The 18,566-nt window shown below is 59.6% G+C and carries 19 protein-coding genes; 10 read left to right on the top strand and 9 right to left on the bottom strand.

What is annotated here, in order from left to right; translation table 11 throughout:
* The first annotated feature begins 54 nt into the window (after window positions 1–54).
* Complete coding sequence (locus PIB16_RS07550) at window positions 55–1,527, top strand: DEAD/DEAH box helicase (protein ID WP_078051724.1); 1,473 nt, start codon at window positions 55–57, stop codon at window positions 1,525–1,527.
* 234 nt (window positions 1,528–1,761) lie between these two features.
* Here the strand turns inward: PIB16_RS07550 and PIB16_RS07545 are convergent, their stop codons facing one another.
* The 4 genes from PIB16_RS07545 to PIB16_RS07530 form a co-directional block, all read right to left on the bottom strand.
* A complete protein-coding gene (locus tag PIB16_RS07545) occupies window positions 1,762–2,670 on the bottom strand; it encodes a DMT family transporter (protein WP_065655056.1) in 909 nt (302 codons plus the stop codon).
* 161 nt (window positions 2,671–2,831) lie between these two features.
* Window positions 2,832–3,221: a DoxX family protein gene (locus PIB16_RS07540; RefSeq protein ID WP_003520528.1), complete on the bottom strand. Its 390-nt coding sequence runs from the start codon at window positions 3,219–3,221 to the stop codon at window positions 2,832–2,834.
* 241 nt (window positions 3,222–3,462) lie between these two features.
* Window positions 3,463–4,080, bottom strand: a complete 618-nt coding sequence (locus PIB16_RS07535; RefSeq protein ID WP_065655057.1) for a L,D-transpeptidase — start codon at window positions 4,078–4,080, stop codon at window positions 3,463–3,465.
* Window positions 4,081–4,260: 180 nt separating this feature from the next.
* A complete protein-coding gene (locus tag PIB16_RS07530; protein ID WP_065655058.1) occupies window positions 4,261–5,157 on the bottom strand; it encodes a DMT family transporter in 897 nt (298 codons plus the stop codon).
* A gap of 443 nt (window positions 5,158–5,600) precedes the next feature.
* Here PIB16_RS07530 and PIB16_RS07525 point away from each other — a divergent pair, with 443 nt between their 5' ends.
* The 7 genes from PIB16_RS07525 (at window position 5,601) to PIB16_RS07495 (ending at window position 11,119) form a co-directional block, all read left to right on the top strand.
* Window positions 5,601–7,010, top strand: a complete 1,410-nt coding sequence (locus tag PIB16_RS07525; protein WP_065655059.1) for a circularly permuted type 2 ATP-grasp protein — start codon at window positions 5,601–5,603, stop codon at window positions 7,008–7,010.
* A gap of 3 nt (window positions 7,011–7,013) precedes the next feature.
* Window positions 7,014–7,955, top strand: a complete 942-nt coding sequence (locus PIB16_RS07520; RefSeq protein ID WP_065655060.1) for an alpha-E domain-containing protein — start codon at window positions 7,014–7,016, stop codon at window positions 7,953–7,955.
* A 21-nt stretch (window positions 7,956–7,976) separates the two neighbouring features.
* Complete coding sequence (locus PIB16_RS07515) at window positions 7,977–8,798, top strand: transglutaminase family protein (protein WP_003520534.1); 822 nt, start codon at window positions 7,977–7,979, stop codon at window positions 8,796–8,798.
* Window positions 8,799–8,802: 4 nt separating this feature from the next.
* Entirely contained in the window at window positions 8,803–9,399 is a 597-nt protein-coding gene (locus PIB16_RS07510) for a class I SAM-dependent methyltransferase (RefSeq protein WP_271045331.1), read from the top strand.
* Window positions 9,400–9,516: 117 nt separating this feature from the next.
* Window positions 9,517–9,981: a GNAT family N-acetyltransferase gene (locus tag PIB16_RS07505; protein ID WP_271045330.1), complete on the top strand. Its 465-nt coding sequence runs from the start codon at window positions 9,517–9,519 to the stop codon at window positions 9,979–9,981.
* Between the two features lie 50 nt (window positions 9,982–10,031).
* Window positions 10,032–10,442, top strand: a complete 411-nt coding sequence (locus PIB16_RS07500) for a VOC family protein (RefSeq protein ID WP_271045329.1) — start codon at window positions 10,032–10,034, stop codon at window positions 10,440–10,442.
* 23 nt (window positions 10,443–10,465) lie between these two features.
* Window positions 10,466–11,119, top strand: coding sequence for a histidine phosphatase family protein (locus PIB16_RS07495; RefSeq protein WP_080856681.1), 654 nt, complete (start codon window positions 10,466–10,468; stop codon window positions 11,117–11,119).
* A 186-nt stretch (window positions 11,120–11,305) separates the two neighbouring features.
* On the opposite strand, the gene araD1 is transcribed toward PIB16_RS07495, so the two are convergent.
* The 4 genes from araD1 to chvE form a co-directional block, all read right to left on the bottom strand.
* Window positions 11,306–12,301 carry a 2-keto-3-deoxy-L-arabinonate dehydratase AraD1 gene (gene araD1, locus PIB16_RS07490; protein WP_125147011.1) on the bottom strand — a complete coding sequence of 332 codons (996 nt, stop codon included), beginning with the start codon at window positions 12,299–12,301 and terminating at the stop codon, window positions 11,306–11,308.
* A 120-nt stretch (window positions 12,302–12,421) separates the two neighbouring features.
* Window positions 12,422–13,618: a sugar ABC transporter permease GguB gene (gguB, locus tag PIB16_RS07485; protein WP_065655067.1), complete on the bottom strand. Its 1,197-nt coding sequence runs from the start codon at window positions 13,616–13,618 to the stop codon at window positions 12,422–12,424.
* The gene (gene gguA / locus PIB16_RS07480) at window positions 13,615–15,153 is read right to left on the bottom strand and encodes a sugar ABC transporter ATP-binding protein GguA (RefSeq protein WP_078051714.1); all 1,539 of its coding nucleotides are present in this window, start codon (window positions 15,151–15,153) and stop codon (window positions 13,615–13,617) included. Before gguA ends, gguB begins: the two co-directional genes overlap by 4 nt.
* 90 nt (window positions 15,154–15,243) lie before the next feature.
* Window positions 15,244–16,308 carry a sugar ABC transporter substrate-binding protein ChvE gene (chvE, locus tag PIB16_RS07475; protein ID WP_065655068.1) on the bottom strand — a complete coding sequence of 355 codons (1,065 nt, stop codon included), beginning with the start codon at window positions 16,306–16,308 and terminating at the stop codon, window positions 15,244–15,246.
* 255 nt (window positions 16,309–16,563) lie between these two features.
* Between chvE and PIB16_RS07470 the strand changes: the two genes are divergently transcribed.
* Window positions 16,564–17,568, top strand: a complete 1,005-nt coding sequence (locus tag PIB16_RS07470; protein WP_020808912.1) for a LysR family transcriptional regulator — start codon at window positions 16,564–16,566, stop codon at window positions 17,566–17,568.
* Window positions 17,569–17,638: 70 nt separating this feature from the next.
* Complete coding sequence (locus tag PIB16_RS07465) at window positions 17,639–18,121, top strand: hypothetical protein (RefSeq protein WP_271045328.1); 483 nt, start codon at window positions 17,639–17,641, stop codon at window positions 18,119–18,121.
* Window positions 18,122–18,176: 55 nt separating this feature from the next.
* Here PIB16_RS07465 and PIB16_RS07460 read toward each other — a convergent pair whose 3' ends face one another.
* Window positions 18,177–18,440 carry a hypothetical protein gene (locus tag PIB16_RS07460; protein ID WP_142846572.1) on the bottom strand — a complete coding sequence of 88 codons (264 nt, stop codon included), beginning with the start codon at window positions 18,438–18,440 and terminating at the stop codon, window positions 18,177–18,179.
* Window positions 18,441–18,566: the final 126 nt, after the last annotated feature.

The following is an 18,566-nucleotide window of genomic DNA, read 5'->3' as shown; positions in this document are numbered from 1 at the left end:
GGACAGCAGCCCTGTTCCGGACGATTGGTTTTTGGCGCCCCGAAAGGCATTATATTGACCAGTTTTAGCGAACTCGGCCTCTCCGAAAAGATCGTGGCCAGCGTTACCCAGCTTGGCTATACGACCCCTACTCCCATTCAGGCAAAGGCCATTCCGCTGCTGCTCGAAGGCCGTGACCTGATCGGCCTCGCACAGACCGGCACCGGCAAGACCGCCGCTTTCGGCCTGCCCATCATCGAAATGCTGATGAAGCAGGCGGACCGCCCGGCAAACCGCACCTGCCGCACCCTCATCCTCGCCCCCACCCGCGAGCTGGTGAACCAGATCGGCGAAAACCTGCGCTCCTTCGTGAAGAAGACGCCGCTGCGCATCAACCAGGTGGTTGGCGGCGCATCGATCAACAAGCAGCAGCTTCAGCTCGAAAAGGGCACGGATATTCTGGTGGCGACCCCCGGCCGCCTGCTGGACCTCATCGCCCGCAACGCCATCTCGCTCTCCAAGGTCACCTATCTGGTGCTCGATGAAGCGGACCAGATGCTCGATCTCGGCTTCATCCACGATCTGCGCAAGATTTCGAAGATGGTGCCGGCCAAGCGCCAGACGCTGCTCTTCTCGGCCACCATGCCGAAGGCGATCGCCGATCTCGCCCACAGCTACCTGACCGATCCGCTCAAGGTGGAAGTGACCCCGCCCGGCAAGGCAGCCGACAAGGTGGAGCAATATGTTCACTTCGTCGCCGGCAAGAACGATAAGACCGAGCTTCTGAAAAAGTCGCTCAACGAAAACCCGGATGGCCGCGCCATCGTGTTCCTGCGCACCAAGCACGGCGCCGAAAAGCTCTACAAGCATCTCGAACATATCGGCTTCAAGGTCGCCTCCATCCACGGCAACAAGAGCCAGGGCCAGCGCGAGCGCGCTCTCAAGGGCTTCAAGGATGGCGAGATCAAGGTGCTGGTGGCAACCGACGTCGCTGCCCGCGGCATCGACATTCCGGCCGTCACCCACGTCTTCAACTATGACCTGCCGGAAGTGCCCGACGCCTATGTTCACCGCATCGGCCGCACCGCCCGCGCCGGCCGCGACGGCATCGCCATTGCGTTTTGCGCCCCGGACGAAACCCGCCTGCTGCACGACATCGAAAAGCTGATGAAGATCGATATTCCGGTCGCCTCCGGCGAGCGCCCGGCCGGTCTTGCGAGCCCAACGCGCCCCAACAACAACCGCGGCGGCCGCAACAACAATGGCGGCCACCAGCGTGGTCCCCGCGAAGGCGGCCGTCACAACGGCGAATCCCGCCCGTCGCGCCACCACGCACCGCGCGAAGCGGACAACGATCTGGAAGTCACCTCCGACTTCAAGCGCGTCAAGCAGGCTGAAGGCGACGCAGGCCGCCCGGCCGGCCCGCGCAAGCACCGTCGCCCGGCCCGCAAGCCCGGCGGCAGCGGCGCCAACCGCCACGCCCCTGCCGGCGGCAACGGCCAGGAAAAGCGCGCTTCCGGCAACGGCCATCGCGGCCGCAACCGCTAAGTTGCTCTGAGTGGATTAAGGACGCCCGGCATTGCCGGGCGTTTCTTCTCCCCGCCGGGGAGAAGGTGGCCCGAAGGGTCGGATGAGGGGGCACCGTTGCCGTATCTCACCACCCTTGCCCCCTCATCCCGCTGCCGCGACCTTCTCCCCGCCGGGGAGAAGAAACAAGCGGCACGCGCTCGCCAATAATCAAGCCCCGCAGCCACAGCCGGCCAGCGGGGCTTTGCTTTCCCCTCACCCGCCCTGTGCGACCGCACGACGCCGTGACGGCAGGGTCATGGCCAGCACGCCGGCAATGACGCAGACGAGCCCCACCCACATGGCAGGTGTCGGCATTTCCCCCAGGAACGCCATGCCGATGGCGACGCCGACCGGCACCCTGAGATAGGCCTGGGAGGTGGTGCCGACGGAGCCCAGCGTCTGCATCAGCCGGAAATAGATCATAAAGGCGAGCGCGGTCGAAAAGACGCTGAGGCACAGGAGCGCCGTCAGTGAGGCCGCCGAAGGCGACAATGTCCAGGGCCGGTCGACGATCAGGCTCACGGGCAACAGGAAAACAGCGCCGCAGATAAGCGAACCCGCTGCCGGCATGATCGGATCGAGCCCCTTGAAATTTTTACTGAAAATAGCCGCGCAGGCATAGGAAAAAGCCGCCGTCAGCACGGCGAGCTGGCTCCATATCGCCTCGCCCGCGCCGCTCAGCGCTTCGACACCGATGATGAGGCACACGCCCGTCATGCCGGCAATGGTGCCGAACAGCTTGCGCCCGCTGACCGGCTCATGGCGGATAACGAGTGCGGTGAGAAGAAAGGTGAAGATCGGCGTCGTCGCATTGAGAATGACGGCAAGACCGGCATCGATGCTCTGTTCCGCCCAGGCGATCAAGGTGAAGGGCAGAACGCTGTTTACGCAGGCCTGAATGAAGAACAGCCGCCACGTCGCCACATCCGTGGGCAGGCGCAGCCCGCGCAACCGGATCACCGCAAAGAGCAGCAGACCGGCGATCAGGGTTCTCGAGGCGATGAAGGTGATCGGCGGTATCGTCTCCACCCCGATCTTGATGAAGGTATAGGATGCGGCCCACAGCGTGGACAGCAAGGCAAGAAACAGCAATTCGCGGGCGATGGGGTTCTGGGAGGTCACGGATCGATTTTCCAACTGCGTTCAGGATGGCCCGTTCTTAACCCGAAAACAAGCATCTATGCTTCGGCCACGGCCGAAGTTTTAATCCTTCTCAAAAAAAAGCTCCGCACGGCGTGACCATGCGGAACTTCTGCAAAAGAGATCGATGACGGGTCGGGCAATCAGGCCCGGCGCTCATCCACCGAGAAGGCGCCCGGACCGGCAACGAACAGATAGAGGAAGATGAAGCAGAACAGGATGGCGGCGTCGCCACCGTTCAGGGCCGGGAAGAAATTGCTCGGCGCATGCGCCATGAAATAGGCGACCGCCATCTGGCCGGACAGGATGAAGGCGACCGGGCGTGTGAACAGGCCGATCAGCACGAGAATGCCGCCGACGAGTTCCAGCAGCGCCGCCACCAGCAGCATCGTCGGCAGGGAGCCATCCATCTGCGATGCCGGAAAACCGAACAGCTTCTGCGTTCCATGCGAAATGAAAAGCAGCGCCGTCATGATGCGCAGCGCCCCCAGTGCCTGCGGGCGATAGCGGGAAAGAGAGTCGAAAGTTGCCATGTTCATGTGTCCCCGTTGAAGTGGTGCCGCGCTCGATACAGTGCATTTAGGCCTTTATGGATACACGTCTCGAACACCGGAAATCACGTTTCCGATATAGCAGAACTCCCTTAAATATAGAAAGGGAGGCATTCTACACATGGTTGATTTTCCAGCATAAAATTGACCGTCTGCCGAAAAAATCAACTCAAGGATACAGGCATTTTCTGGCGTGGCAAAGGCGGAAAAATCCGCCTCTTCCTCACGCCTGCAAGACGACGACCTTCGAACCGACCGGCACGCGGCTGTAAAGATCGATGATGTCATGGTTCAGCATCCGGATGCAGCCGCTCGACATGGCGTGGCCGATGGATTGCGGCTGGTTGGTGCCGTGCAGACGGAACATGGTGTCGTTGCCGCCGCGATAGAGATAGAGCGCGCGTGCGCCGAGCGGATTGTTCGGGCCGCCCGCCATGCCGCCGGCAAATTTCAGATTGCGCGGATCGCGGCGCATCATGTTCGCGGTTGGCGTCCAGGACGGCCATTCCGCCTTGCGGCCGATATAGGCATCGCCCTTCAGCGCAAGACCCTGCCGGCCGACACCGACGCCGTAACGCATGGCGCGACCATCGCCCATAACGTAATAAAGCCGCCGCGCCGGCGTATCCACCACGACCGTTCCGGCCGGGTGCATGGTATCGTAGGTGACTTCCTGCCGGCGCAGTTCCGGCTTGACCTTGTCCAGATGCATGGCGGGAAGCGGGAATTTCTCCTCCGGCTTTGCCGCATAATTCAGCCTCTGCTGGCCGATGCCGGTATTCGCGCAGCCGGCCAGAAACAGCGGCAATCCGAACAGAACACCACGACGTGAAATAGACATGTAACCCCCGCCAAATCTTTGGATTAACGAGAGGTATAATTTTATGGTTAACAAAGCCCTAATATGAGGTTGTAGTAATTAAAGAATTTCCAGGAAAAGTGGAGCCCGGCTTTCCGTCCGGAAATGCAGCAAAACAAAGAGTTAGAGCGCTTTCGCTGCTCGAAGAAAAGCGAAAAGGCTCTAACGTGCGACAACCGCTGCGGCAGGTTTGCGATTGGCGAGATAAACCCCCGTCACCGCCAGAACGGTGCCGGCAATCATGGCCGGTGTCAGCGTTTCGCCGAAAAGCAGTGCTGCTTCCACCGCCGCAAGCGGCGGCACGAGATAGATCAGCGAGGCGGCCCGCGAGACCTGCCCGCGCCGAATGAGATAAAGAAGCAACGCCACGGCACCGATGGAGATCGCACCCACCGACCAGGCAAGCGTGGCGGCAAGGCCGAGACTCCAGTCCACATGCCCATCCTCCAGCAGAAGCGCGAAGGGCACGGTGACCAGCAGCGCACCGACATATTGCAGCGTGGCCACCGCCATGATGTTTCCACCATGGACGTATTTCTTCTGGTAGAGCGTGCCATAGGTAACCGACGTCATGCCCAGCACATTCACCGCCACGGCGTAAAGCGGCACCGACAGGCCGACAGCACCGGTGGCCATGACCTTCGGCAGCACGGCAATGGCGATGCCGGCAAAGCCGATGAGCAGGCCGGCGCGCTGCAAGGGCGAGATCCTTTCGCCGATCATGTAGCGGGCGGCCACCGCCGTCATCAGCGGCTGCAGACCGGCGATGATGCCGCCGATCGCCGCCGGCACGCCCTGCCCTATCGCCCACCAGATCATGCCGAGATAAAGACCGTGCAGGAAGACGCCGGAGAGGATCGCCCGGAAGAGATCGGCACGCCGCTCAGGCCACTGGATGGAAGAAAAGCGGCAGATCGCCCACAGCAACGCCCCCGCCAGCAGATAGCGCAGACAGAGAAAGGTTAGCGGTCCGGTATAATAGACCGCATATTTGGCGGTGACCCAGCCGGTCGACCAGAGAAAAACGAAGATGGCCGGAGCCAGACGGTCGAGCGACATGGGAACATCCCCTGTGCCGCACCATGCCCGTAACCGGACACGGTGCGGGAAAGGCGGCGAATTGATATTTCTGCGGCTTCACGCAAACCGGCGAAAGATCGAGCCGGGTATTCAGCAAGGCGGTATCCGCATCCCGACGAAAGGTCAAAGGCGTTTTCGTGATCGCATCTTTCAGATTTTCTGATGCGACGCCCTATATTCATCAACCGAAAGCGAGCGACTAAAATTTATGCATTCGCCCACGGCGCACACAGTACCGTTACCCCAATACGCGCCTCGTCCCCGCGCAACCAATTTTCTAATGCCGCATTTATAGGCTGAAACCGAAAAAACGCTTCTTTTTTAAAACTCTAGGGCGGTAAAAAATCTTCTCGGGGAGGCCTGCATAGTTCTTGCATTGCATTTAGCGTTGTATTCATATGGCAAAAAAGGGGACATCGAAGTTGGCATTTGACGAAATGATAAATGCGGACGACACGCCGCGAAGCCCATATGAAAACTATAACGAGTGGTACAGCCGACAGGACAGGGCGCACCTGATCCAGAAATCAAAAGACGCGGAAAACATCTTTCGAAAAACCGGTATTACTTTCGCAGTCTATGGCCATGCCGACAGTTCAGAAAAACTGATCCCCTTCGATATCATCCCGCGCATCATCTCCGGCCGCGAGTGGCGCAAACTGGCCCAGGGCATCGAACAACGCGTCCTCGCCCTCAATGCGTTCCTCGATGATATCTACCACAAACAGGAAATCATCCGCGCCGGGCGCATTCCCCGCGAAATCATCGAGAAAAACGAAGCCTTCCTGCCGGAAATGATCGGCTTCACCCCACCCGGCGGCGTCTATACCCATATTGTCGGCACGGATATCGTCCGCACCGGCGAGGACCAGTTCTACGTTCTGGAAGACAATGCCCGCACGCCCTCCGGTGTCAGCTACATGCTGGAAAACCGCGAGACGATGATGCAGATGTTCCCGGAACTCTTCCATGAAAACCGCGTGCGCCGGGTGGAGGATTACCCCTATCTGCTGCGCCAGTCGCTCGCCTCGCTCGCACCGCCCGGCTGTTCCGGCAAGCCGCGTGTGGCGGTTTTGACGCCCGGCATCTATAATTCCGCCTATTACGAACATTCCTTCCTCGCCGACATGATGGGCGTGGAACTGGTGGAAGGTTCCGACCTGCGCGTCATGGACGGCAAGGTCAAGATGCGCACCACCCGCGGTTATGAGGCCATCGACGTGCTTTACCGCCGCGTCGATGACGACTTCCTCGACCCGCTGACCTTCCGGCCGGATTCGGCGCTCGGCGTTCCCGGCATCATGGATGTCTACCGCGCCGGCAACATCACCATCGCCAATGCCCCGGGCACCGGCATTTCCGACGACAAGGCGATCTATTCCTACATGCCCGAGATCGTCGAGTTCTATACCGGCCGCAAACCGCTTCTGGAAAACGTGCCGACCTGGCGCTGTTCGGAGCCGGACAGCCTGAAATACGTGCTGGACAACCTCGCCGATCTCGTCGTCAAGGAAGTTCACGGTTCGGGCGGTTACGGCATGCTGGTCGGCCCCACGGCGACGAAACGCGAGCGGACGCTGTTTGCGGAAAAGCTCAAAGCCCGTCCCGCCAATTACATCGCGCAGCCGACGCTGTCGCTGTCCACCGTGCCGATCATGGTGAAGAACGGCATTGCGCCGCGCCATGTCGATCTGCGCCCCTATGTGCTCGTCTCGGACAAGGTGCAGATCATTCCCGGCGGCCTGACCCGCGTGGCGCTGAAAAAGGGCTCGCTGGTGGTCAATTCCAGCCAGGGCGGCGGCACCAAGGATACCTGGGTACTGGAGGATTAAGCCATGCTGGGCAGAACGGCAAACGGGCTCTACTGGATGTTCCGGTACATCGAGCGCGCTGAAAACATCGCCCGGCTTATCGATGCGGGCCTGCGCGTTTCATTGACGCGCTCGGGCAGCGGCGATGAGGACTGGGATGGCGTGCTGCAAAGCGCGGGCGTGCGCGAAGCCTTCCTTGAAATGCACAAGAAGGTGACGGCGGCGGACGCGATCGATTATCTGCTTCGGGAAAAATCGAACCCTTCCAGCGTCATGTCCTGCATCGAGGCGGGCCGCAACAATGCCCGCATGGTGCGCACGGCGCTGACACGCGAGACATGGGAAGCCACCAACGAATTCTGGATCGAGCTGAAGAACATTCTCGGCCGCAAGCTCAACCATGCCGAACTACCGCAGACCATCGATGTCATCAAACATCGCGCCGGTCTGGTGCGCGGCGCCTTCCACGGTTCGATGCTGCGCAACGATCTCTATAACTTCTCCCGCATCGGCACTTTCATCGAGCGCGCCGACAACACGGCCCGTATTCTCGACGTCAAATATTACGTGCTGCTGCCGGCGGTCGCGCATGTGGGGTCGTCGCTTGACAATGCGCAGTGGGAATCCATCCTGCGTTCGGTCTCGGCGCACCGCTCCTATGGCTGGGTCTATGATGCGGAATACAAGCCGGCCAATATTGCCGACTTTCTCATTCTCAATGGCCGCATGCCGCGCTCGCTGGCTTATTGTTATGAAAAGATCGCCAGCAACCTCAATTACATCGCCGAGGATTACAGCGAGAGGCACAAGGCGCACGACACGGCCGAGAGCATTCGCGACAGCCTGCGCGCGACCACCATCAGCCGGGTGATGGATGAAGGCTTGCACGAATTTCTGGAGAGATTTGTCAACCGCAACGGACAATTGGGACAGGAAATCACGGAAGGCTACCGCTTCTATCAATAAGCGCGTGGACGGGGACAGCTTATGCGTCTGAAAATCACCCATACGACGGAATATGTCTATGACGAGCCGATGCCCTATGCGTTGCAGCGGCTGCGCCTGACGCCCCAGACCGGCCCGGGCCAGACGGTGGAGAACTGGGATGTCTCGGTCGATGGCGCCACCGTCGAAGTGACCTATGACGACCATTTCGGCAACCGCGTTGCGCTGGTGGAAACGGAAGGCCCGCAGCAGCGGGTGAAGGTGGTGGCGAGCGGCACCGTGAACACCGAGGACAAGGCCGGCGTGTTCGGTTACCACATCGGCAATGCGCCACTGTGGCTTTTCCTGCGCGAGACGCCGCGCACCAAACCGGGAAAGCTCGTGCGCGAACTGGTGAAGGTGAGCGCCGGCGACAGCGAGCTGGCCCGCCTGCATGACCTGATGGAAAATATTCACCGCAAGGTGGAGTATGTGCCGGGCGCAACCGATATCGAAACCACGGCGGAAACGGCGCTGGAAGCGGGCAAGGGCGTCTGCCAGGACCACGCCCATATCCTGATTTCCGCCGCCCGGCTGATGGGCCTGCCGGCCCGCTACGTTTCCGGTTATCTGATGATGGAAGAGGTGGAGGAACAGACGGCCACCCATGCCTGGGCCGAAGTGCATCTTCAGGGGCTCGGCTGGGTGGGTTTCGACGCCGCCAACAATATCTGCCCCGACGACCGCTATGTGCGCATCGCATCGGGCCTCTGCTACCGCGATTGCGCGCCGATATCGGGCATGCGCATCGGCCCCGCCGGTGAGACCCTGAATGTGTCGGTCACCGTGCAGCAATCGCAGGGCCAGAGCCAGTCGCAGAGCTGACACGATGACTGGCAGGGACGACGACACAATCGGCTTTTATACGGGTAACGCCACGGCCTATACCTCGCGCGGGCAGGCCGCGGATCGCCCGCATCTGGAAACATTCCTGGCGCGGCTGCAAGAGGGGGCAAGCATTCTCGAGCTGGGATGCGGCGGCGGGCAGGACAGCGAATTCATGCTGGCCGCCGGTTACGATGTCCACCCCACCGACGGAACGCCTGAAATCGCCAAAGCGGCGCAAGCCAGGCTCGGCATTCCCGTCCGGACATTGCTGTTCGAGAATATCGATGAGAGTGCGCGATATGACGGCGTCTGGGCCAATGCCTGCCTGCTGCATGTGCCTCGCCCTGCCCTGCCGGGCATTATCGGCTGCATCCACACCGCGCTGAAACCGGGCGGCGTTTTTTATGCCAGCTTCAAGGCGGGAGAAGCGGAAGGCCGCGACATGTTCGGCCGTTATTATAATTACCCTTCGAAGCCCTGGCTGGAAGACGTTTACGGACAGTTTGACTGGGCGGCGGTGGAGATCGAGGCGAGGCAGGGCAGCGGTTATGACAAGCTCCCGACCGCATGGCTGCATGTGACGGCAACGAAACCCTGACCCCGCGCGACAACTTGACGGTTGCGAAACCCCGTCCCACCCGGTTTAATCCCCGTATCGATTTGAAAGCATGATCCGGCTTCAGCCTGCGGGAGGAAAGCCGGCCGGGAGACGACGTTGTACAGCATTTCCGACTATCGCGACTGCCAGTCGCATAGCCCCGTCATCGCCGAACGGGTCTGGACGGCATGGTGGCAGGATAGCGGCCTTCAAGTGGGCGACGTCGCCGAGCACCTGAAGGACATGACCAACCCCCATACGCTGCCCACCGGCTTCGTCGCCCATGACGGCAGCGATTATGTCGGCTCCGCCTTCCTCATCCATTGCGATCTGGAAGAACGTCCGCAATATCTGCCCTGGGTCGCAGCCCTGTGGGTGGAAGAAGACCGCCGGCGCTCGGGCGTGGCGCGGGCCTTGATGCAGGCCGCGACGCAAAGGGCAGCCGAACTTGGCCACGAGACCAGCTATCTCTGCTGCCAACGGGGTCTCGAAGCCTATTATGTCAACTGCGGCTGGACCGTTCTGGAACGTGGCGTCGGCAAACACGACCTGACGGTGCTGACCTACACAACAGGTAAATAGGTTTCCGCCGCGATCCGCCGCCGGAAACCCCTGAACCGCCTGGAGGAACCATGCAACCGCCAACCGCCATTATGGAAACCGCGCTCTACACCGACGACCTCGACGCCGCCGAAGTCTTTTACCGGGATGTTTTTGGGCTGGAAGTGGTGCGCAAGCTGCCGGGGCAATTCATCTTCTTCCGATGCGGGCAGCAGATGCTGCTGCTCTTCGACCCCGAGCAATCCCGCCGGGCCGACCCCGACAATCCGATCCCCCGCCACGGCGCGGTGGGGCAAGGTCATTTCTGCTTTTACGCCAGGGACAAGTCGGAGGTGGACGGCTGGAAGGCCCACTTCGAAGCGCTCGGAATTCCCATCGAACATTATCATCGCTGGCCGAATGACAGCTATTCCGTCTATATCCGCGATCCCGCTGGTAATTCGGTGGAGGTTGGGGAAGGCAAACTGTGGGGGATTGAGTAAGCCCAATACCCGGAAGAAACGCTATGAAGAACATTTTTGTCGTCACGCACACTCAGTCCATCCACCATGTCGAAAACAAGGTCGGGGGTTGGTATGACACCGAGCTGACACCCAAAGGCGTGGCAGATGCGGAAGCAACAGCTGCTAAGCTTATGACCTTGATTGGCAGTGCATCAATCGAAATCTTCAGCTCCGATCTTCTCCGGGCCTCCCAGACTGCGGCAATCGTTGCTGAACATCTCAAGCGCCCTTTTGAAATCACAAATGACCTGCGAGAAATCAGCTACGGTTCGGCTGGCGGCATGCCACAGGAATGGCTCGACGCCCGCCAAATCCCCGCTCAGGACCACAATCGGATGGATCACCGAGGCGGAATCGCCGATGCCGAAACGAGACGTGAGGTGGCGGAAAGAGTGTATCGCTCTGTTAACACCATTATTTCGCGGCCATGCCCAACACAGATCATCGTTACCCATGGCTTTGCCCTTACCTTCGTCATCGCAGCATGGATCAAGATGCCAATAGAAAGCGCCGGCTATGTCAGCTTTCCGGCGCGGTCTGGAAGCATTACCCACCTAAGACAAGATGACTATTGGCAAAGTCGATCCGTTATTGCTTTGGCGGATGTTTCCCACCTGAAGGCAAGCTGTGGGGGTTCGGGTGAGGCAAGCGCCTGACAGTTGCCCGATACACAAAGGGATAACGGGATGAAAGAGGTATCATTTTGCGCATCCTCGGGCTCGTCCGAGGATCTATCCACGTCGCTTAAAATCAATCGGTCGCAGGTCCTCGGGACAAGCCCAAGGATGACGTCGAGGGAGGGATGACCCACCCCCGACCATTTTTCACGCGCAGTCCGCAGATCAGATCTGGCGAACGGTGATCTCTTCTTCCGCATCCACAGCCAGCGGGTTTCTCAGCGGCAGGCCGAAACCGGCGGCTTCGATCTCGAAGACGTCGCCCGCTTCCGGCTTGATGCCTTCTGCGAAGGAGAGCGTTGCCGTGCCGAACATGTGCACATGCACGTCGCCGGGCGCACGGAACAGGCCGTATTTGAAGTGGTGATATTCGAGGTTCGCGAAGGTGTGGGACATGTTGTCCTCGCCCGAAACGAACGGCTTTTCGAAAATGACCTTGTCGCCGCGGCGGATGCGCGAGGTGCCACGAATATCCGACGGCGGGGCGCCGACGCGGATTTCCGGGCCGAAGCTTGCCGGGCGCAGTTTGGAATGGGCGAGGTAGAGATAGTTGATCCGCTCGGTGACGTGATCGGAAAACTCGTTCGAAACGGCAAAACCGATGCGCACCGCTTCGCCCTTATCGGAGATCACGTAGATGCCGGCCATTTCCGGCTCTTCGCCGCCATCGAGCGCGAAGGAGGGAGAGGTGAGCGCAGCACCCGGTGCCGCCGCCACATGGCCGTTGCCCTTGTAGAACCACTCGGGCTGAACGCCCTTTTCACCGGCCTTGGGCTTGCCGTTTTCAAGACCCATGCGGAACATCTTCATGGAATCCGTCAGGCTTTCTTCCGCCGCTTCCGTGGTCTTCTTGTGCATGCTGTCGCGGGTCGCGGCCGAACCCAGATGGGTGAGGCCCGTGCCGGTCAGATGCAGATGCGCCGGATCGGGATGGGTGATCGGCGGCAGGAAACGGCCTTCGGCATAGGCCTTTTCGAGATCGACGGCATCGCCCAGACCATGGGCGGAAATGACATCGGCAAGGCTCTTGCCGCCATTGGCGGCTTCCATGGCAAGCGCATAAACCGACGCCGCACCCTTGACGGCCTGCGCCTGCCCGCCTTCTTCGCGAACGGCTACGGTGATCTTGCCACTGGCATCTTTGATCTGTGAAATGAGCACGGGATTTCCTTCCTCCGGCGCAACGCGCCTTTATCTCTTCTACGCGGCACATAACGCCTGCATCTTATGAAAGTGGCCGGAAACCGGCCACTTTTTTGACTTGCTATGTGGGTTGGGCAATCAGCCCTTGTTCTTGTTGTAAACGTCGAAGAACACGGCGGCGAGCAGCACGAGGCCCTTGACCATCTGCTGGAAGTCGATGCCGAGGCCGACGATCGACATGCCGTTGTTCATGACGCCCATGATGAAGGCGCCGATGACCGCACCGGTGATCTTGCCAACGCCGCCGGATGCCGAAGCGCCACCGATGAAGCAGGCCGCGATAACGTCAAGTTCGAAGCCCACACCCGCCTTCGGCGTCGCCGAGTTGAGGCGTGTCGCGATGATCATGCCGGCAAGACCGGCCAGCACGCCCATGTTGACGAAAGTGAGGAAGCTCAGGCGCTCGGTGTTGATACCGGAAAGCTTGGTCGCCTTTTCATTGCCGCCCATGGCGTAGATGCGACGGCCGATGGTGGTGCGGCGGGTCACGAAGCTGTAGAGCGCAACGAGAACAAGCATCACGATCAGCACATTGGGCAGGCCGCGATAAGTGGAAAGCTGGTAGCCGAGGAACAGGATCGCGGCCGCGATCAAAAGGTTCTGGGCGATGAAGAAACCGAAAGGCTCGACATCGATACCGTGCTTCACGTTCACGACGCGACGGCGCCATGCGAGATAGAACAGTACGACGGTAATCAAGACCGTCAGGATCATCGAGGTGGTGTTGAGACCCTCAATGCCGCCGATATCAGGCAGGAAGCCGGTGCTGATGATCTGGAAATCGGTCGGGAACGGACCGATGTTCTTGCCGCCGAGCACGAACAGCGTCAGGCCGCGGAACACCAGCATGCCCGCCAGCGTCACGATGAAGGACGGGATGCGGTGATAGGCGATCCAGTAACCCTGTGCAGCACCGATGATGCCGCCGATGACGAGACAAATCAGCGCCGCAAGGAACGGGTTCATGCCCCATTGCACGGTCAATATGGCCGCTATCGCGCCGACAAAGGCGACGATGGAGCCGACCGAAAGGTCGATATGCCCGGCCACGATGACGAGCAGCATGCCCAGCGCCATGATGACGATGAACGAGTTCTGCAGGATGAGGTTGGTCAGGTTCACAGGGCGGAACAGGATGCCGCCGGTGTAGAACTGGAAGAAAACCATGATGGCGACGAGCGCGATCAGCATACCGTATTCGCGAATATTGGCGCGAATATAGGACGAGATCGAGACGACGTTACTTTCTTCGTTTGTGGTGTTTGCCGAACTCATGAGTTCTTCTCCCCTGAGCGCATGATAGCGCGCATGATGCTTTCCTGGCTCGCCTCTCCCTTCGGCAATTCAGCGACGATGCGGCCTTCGTTCATGACGTAGATGCGGTCGCAATTGCCGAGCAGTTCGGGCATTTCCGATGAGATCATCAGAACGCCTTTGCCGTCGGCAGCGAGCTGGTTGATGATGGTGTAGATTTCGTATTTCGCGCCGACATCGATACCGCGGGTCGGTTCATCGAGGATCAGCACGTCGGGATTGGAGAACAGCCATTTGGAGAGCACGACCTTCTGCTGGTTGCCGCCCGAAAGATTGACCGTTTCCTGAAAAATCCCCGACGAGCGGATGCGCAGGCGCGTGCGAAAATCGCTCGCCACCTTCATTTCCTTGATGTCGTCGATGATGCTGGCACTCGACACGCCTGCCAGATTGGCAAGCGTGGTATTGTGCAGAATGTTGTCGTTGAGAACGAGACCGAGATGCTTGCGGTCTTCCGTGACATAGGCGAGACCGGCATCGATGGCCTTGCGCACGGTGCTGACATCGACCGGCTTGCCGTCGATCAGCACTTCGCCGCTGATCTTGTGGCCATAGGACTTGCCGAACACGCTCATCGCAAATTCGGTGCGCCCGGCACCCATCAGACCGGCAATGCCGACGACTTCGCCCTTGCGCACGGTCACGTTGATATCGTGCAGAACCTGGCGGTCGCGGTGCTGCTGGTGATAGGCGTTCCAGTTCTTCACTTCGAGAATGGTCCCGCCGATCGGCACATCGCGCGGCGGATAACGATCCTCGAGATCACGCCCCACCATGTTGCGGATGATGACATCCTCGCTGATTTCTTCCTTATGACAGTCGAGCGTCTTCACCGTCATGCCGTCGCGCAAAACGGTGATCTGGTCGGCCACCTTGCGCACTTCGTTGAGCTTGTGGGTGATGATGATCGAGGTCATGCCCTGCTTGCGGAATTCCATCAGCAGGTTCAGCAGCGCCTCGGAATCGCTTTCGTTGAGCGAAGCCGTCGGCTCATCGAGAATGAGCAGCTTCACGCTCTTCGACAGCGCCTTGGCGATTTCGACGAGCTGCTGCTTGCCCACACCGATATCGGTGATCAGCGTCTCCGGCGATTCCTTCAGGCCCACCTTCTTTAAAAGTTCGCGGGTACGGTTGAAGGTCTGCTGCCAGCTGATGACGCCGCTCGAAGCGACCTCGTTGCCAAGGAAGATGTTTTCCGCAATCGACAGAAGCGGCACGAGCGCCAGCTCCTGGTGAATGATGATGATACCAATATCTTCACTGTCGTTGATGGCGCGAAAATTCCGCACTGCGCCTTCATAGTGGATTTCGCCCTCATAGGTGCCGGCGGGGTAAACACCGGAAAGGACCTTCATCAAGGTCGACTTCCCCGCGCCGTTCTCACCGACGAGTGCGTGGATCTCACCCTCTTTAACCTTGAGGTTGACGTTCTCAAGCGCTTTCACGCCCGGAAACGTCTTGGTGATGTTCCGCATTTCGAGAATGGTATTGGCCATATCGCAATCCAGCGCCCGATTAATTCCGGCGTTTTTATTTTTATGGAAAAACGGGGATGACGCCAAGTCATCCCCGCATGTGTGTCGAGCTTATTTCAGCTGGTCTTCCTTGTAGTAACCGCCGTCAACGAGAACCTGCTTGTAGTTCTCCTTGGTCACTGCAACCGGCTTCAGCAGGTAGGACGGAACGACCTTGACGCCATTTTCATAGGTCTTGGTGTCGTTCACTTCCGGCTCCTTGCCTTCCATCACGGCGTTGACCATGTTCACGGTCACCTTGGCGAGTTCGCGGGTGTCCTTGAAGATGGTGGAATACTGTTCGCCGGCAATGATCGACTTGACGGAAGGAACTTCAGCGTCCTGACCGGAAACGACCGGCAGCGGCTGGTCCTTCGTGCCATAACCAACGCCCTTCAGCGAGGAGATGATGCCGATGGAGAGACCGTCGTAAGGCGACAGAACGGCGTCAACCTTGGCGTCGGTGTAATAAGCCGACAGCAGGTTGTCCATGCGGGCCTGGGCCGTTGCCGGGTCCCAACGCAGCGTACCGACCTTGTCCATGCCGGTCTGGCCGGACTTCACGACGAGCTTGCCGCTGTCGATGTAAGGCTGGAGAACCGACATCGCGCCGTCATAGAAGAAGAAGGCGTTGTTGTCGTCCGGGGAGCCGCCGAAGAGCTCGATGTTGAACGGGCCCTTGCCGTCCTTCAGGCCGAGCTTGTCGACGATCGAAGTCGCCTGCAGAACGCCAACCTGGAAGTTGTCGAAGGTGGCGTAGTAGCTGACGTCGCCGCTGTTACGGATCAGGCGGTCATAAGCGATGACCTTGATGCCCTGCTCGCCGGCCTGCTTCAGCACGTCCGACAGCGTCGTGCCGTCGATCGATGCGATCACGAGGACCTTGACGCCCTTGGTGACCATGTTTTCGATCTGGGAAAGCTGGTTCGGAATATCGTCATCGGCATATTGCAGGTCGGTCGTGTAACCGGCTTCCTGAAGCTGCTTTACGATGTTGTTGCCGTCGTCGATCCAGCGTGCGGACGACTTGGTCGGCATGGCGATACCAACGGAACCCTTGTCCTGTGCGAAAGCCGGCACTGCGAAAGAAGCAGCACCGATGGCACAAGCCGCCATCAGCGAAATAATGGACTTCATTAACTCTCTCCCTTGAGCCCTTCTCTGGAACCCGCATGCTGCGGTGCACCATGAAATTCATGCCGTCAGAGGAAGAAGCCGCATTGCGCTTATTCCGATTTCGCAATTGCGAAATGGAACAGCTGCCGCTCCTCCCCGGCATTCCGCAAATTGTTCTGAATCCATATAACTGTCAAATAGAATAAATCAGTTTCCATATATCAATTATGATATATTAAATCGATACAAAAACCGATGAGGGGTATAAAACCACGAATGAACAACCAAAAAGTGTATGAGCAGGCGCAAACAACGGATGCCCTTTTCGTCTTTGAGGACAACCCTTTGCTGCGGGCCGGATTGAAGATGAGCCACCTGCGCATGCTGGTCATGATCGAGGAGCACGGGCAGGTCAGCGCGGCCGCCGCCGCCATGAACATGACGCAGCCGGCCGCCTCGCGCATGCTCTCGGAAATGGAGGCGATCGTCAAATCACCCCTTTGTCAGCGGGCTTCGCGCGGCGTGGTGCTGACGAAATTCGGCGAGGCGCTGGCGCGGCGGGCGCGCACCATATTGCTGGAACTGCGCGAGGCGAGCCGCGAGCTGAACCAGATGAAATCCGGCAGCGGCGGCTCGGTTTATATCGGCGCCGTCACAGCACCTGCGATCAGCCTCGTGGTTCCCGCCATAAGGCGCGCCATGGACACCTATCCCGGCATCGAAATCAACGTGCAGGTGGAAAGCAGCAACGTGCTGGCCCGCGAACTGCTGGCGGCCCGGCACGATTTCATCATCGGCCGGATACCGGACGATTTCGATCCCGGCCTCTTTTCCATCCATGAAATTGGCATAGAGCGCGCCTGTCTGGTGGTGCGCGAAGGCCACCCGCTGCTTCGCGGCGAGCCCGTGACCCTGCAGGATCTCTCCGGTTACGACTGGGTCTTCCAGCCGCCCGGCGCGCTTCTGCGCAGAACCATGGAAGATGTCTTCCTAACCCATGGCGTCGCCATGCCGCGCAACGTCATCAACACACCATCCGTGGTGCTCACCCTTGCGCTTGTCTGCAACACGGATGCCATCGCCCCGATCGCGCAGGACATGGCCGAATTCGTTGCCGGCCAGCAGGCCGATATCGGCCGAACCCGGATATTGCCGACGGATTTCGAACTCGTCGTAAAGCCATACAGCATCATCACCACCAAGGGCCGCGTTTTGCCGCCCAGCGCCCGCCTGCTCTACGATCTGGTTCTGGATGAAAGCCGCAAGCTGACCGGCCCGTGACGGCGGCAAGCCAGACACCACCTTCATGATCCATAAAGGCCGGATAGTCAGACCGGCGAGGGAAAGCCGCATGCTCTTCGGACAATCCGTCTTCCAGTCGGTCGTCGACAGGCTGAAACACGAAAAAGAAACGGAAGAGGAAGGCACCGAGCCGCCACCGCCCGCCGGTCACCGCATTGCCGGTTTCAGCTCGGGCTTCGTTATCGATACACATATTGAAACGCCGCCGCCCGCGAACGGCAATCTCGATGCCTATCTCGCCTTCCTGGCCGACCCCGCGCCACCGCCGGAACCGGAACCGGAGCCGGAACCGGAACCCATGCCGGCCCATCTCGAAAAGACGTCGCTTGCCGATGTTTCGGCGGAACTGGCGATCCACGACACCGACACGGCCGCAACGCTTGCGGAAAAGCGCCGCGCCTTTGCGCGCCTCAATCATCCCGACCGGGTGAAACCGCAGTTTCGGCACAATGCGACGCTGCGCATGACGGCGGCCAATCTCCTGATCGACCAGGCGATACGGATGCTGCGGGCGCGGGAGCATTTCCGGTAAAAGTGCCGGACGGCCTTATCTCGCAAAATACATGAAACGAAAGACAGGAGGCGCTTCAGCCCGCATCGTTCTTGTCGGTGGGCGCGCTTTCGGCGGCAGGCTCATCCGCACCATTTTCGCTCTTGGCAGCATCGCTTGCGGGTTTGAACTTCAGCAGCAATTCATAGGCCGCATAAGCGCCGATGCCGGCAACGATGGTTCCCCAGAAAAACTCGCGATTGACGAATTCGATGACGGCCCACGCGGCGCAAAAGCCGACGATGAGCAACCGGACCCACAGGGGACGATAAAGCGGATGACTCGTATCGATATTCAGCATGGCATTCCCGTCCCGGGCCTTTCCAGTCGATCGCATGATTGCGGTTCCACGCCCAAAGGCGTGAAGATGCTTATGCGTCTTGGCGGTTTCACAGGAAAATTGCAACGCAATTCAGCCCCGCTACCG

It is taken from the genome of Agrobacterium sp. ST15.13.015 (genome assembly GCF_027871645.1).
GTDB classification, from domain to species: domain Bacteria; phylum Pseudomonadota; class Alphaproteobacteria; order Rhizobiales; family Rhizobiaceae; genus Agrobacterium; species Agrobacterium leguminum.
This window is presented reverse-complemented; position numbering and strand designations above follow the sequence as displayed.